The 1297-nt window shown below is 68.2% G+C and carries 1 protein-coding gene and 1 pseudogene; both read right to left on the bottom strand.

The features are described from left to right. Positions 1 to 344 (bottom strand): annotated as a pseudogene (locus DBR34_RS23915) (kinase); the annotation flags it as partial. 204 nt (positions 345 to 548) lie between these two features. Continuing rightward, positions 549 to 1297 (bottom strand): alpha/beta hydrolase (locus tag DBR34_RS18255; RefSeq protein ID WP_146186882.1); only part of this gene is annotated, 749 nt, incomplete at its 5' end.

Genomic DNA, 1297 nt, shown 5'->3' with positions numbered 1-1297 from the left:
TACTGCAGCTGCTCGAACACCTCCACGCCCACCGACTGGGCCGCGCTCAGGGTCTGGCCGGGGATGAACTCCATGCCCAGCGCCAGCCCGCCGATGGTGCCCAGCAGGGCCGGGGCATGCTTCCAGCCGCTCAGGCGCTGCAGGATGCGGGCCTCGCGGCGCACCAGCAGGCGGGCCACCGGCGACAGCGGCGTGCCGCGGTAACGGGTGTAGTCCTTGACCACGGCCTGCTGGCCGTTGAGGCAGGTGCGGTAGACGTCGGGTTCAAGGAGGCGTTCGCCGCGCTTGAGCAGCTCGGCCGGGGCGGTGTCGGTGCCGACACACGAAGCAACAGGAGTATTCATGGCGTTCTTTGGGCGACCCGGTGGTCGGCGCAAAGCGTCAGGCGTACCGGTGCTGCTACTGGGGAGGGGTGGGTATCAAGATTTCGTTAATTTTAATACTCACCAGTACACCAATCCAGAGAATGTCGGAGAAATGTCGTAGCCGGGGGTGGAACAGTTCGTCACGCAGAAGCGGACAATTTTGTATCACTCGATAGAAATTCGTTATTGATCAAGCGCTTGCGAAACACCCGGCTGGGCAATGCGTTCAAGGAACGCCAGCAGTGCGTGGCGCAGCTGGTCAACGCCGGGGGACTCGATCGGGAAATGACCGCACTGGTCCAGCAGCACCCGCTCGCGGGGTGCGGCCAGTCGGTCGAAGAAGCGGTCGCTGATCGCCACGGGTGTCCAGGCATCGCAGGCGGGGTGGACCATCAGTACCGGGCAGCGGTCGAACTGCTCCGGCTCCACGGCCGGGGCGGTGTCGAAGAGGGACGCGAGCAGGCCCAACGGGACCCGGTTGCCGCCGCCGAGCGGGTCGCGGCAGACCAGCGCGGTCAGGGCGGGATCGCGTGACATGCGGTCCATGTGGGTGAACCAGCGCACCGGCAGGCGCAGCCCACGGGTCAGCCGGCTCAACGGGCGCAGGGCCGGCAGCAGGGCGCGCATCCAAGGGTGGCGCACCAGCGCGGCCTGCACGAGCGGGTCGCGCGGATCGGCCAGGGTGGTCACGGCCAGGCCGTGCACCCAGGGCGATTCGGCAGCCACCAGATAGGCCAGGTAGCCACCGATGCTGGCACCCAGCAGCACGATGGGACGCGGTCGCCGCGCATGCTCGGCCTCGATCAACGCCAGCAGCGTGCGTTTCCACGCGGCGTAGTCCACCTGTGTCCACGGCCCGCCGCTGAGCCCGTAGCCGGGCAGGTCCGGCGCCAGCACCTCGTGCCCGGCCACCGCCAGGCGCTGGGCCAGCG

The organism is Stenotrophomonas sp. HMWF003, from assembly GCF_003061285.1.
GTDB lineage: Bacteria > Pseudomonadota > Gammaproteobacteria > Xanthomonadales > Xanthomonadaceae > Stenotrophomonas > Stenotrophomonas maltophilia_AP.
This window is presented reverse-complemented; position numbering and strand designations above follow the sequence as displayed.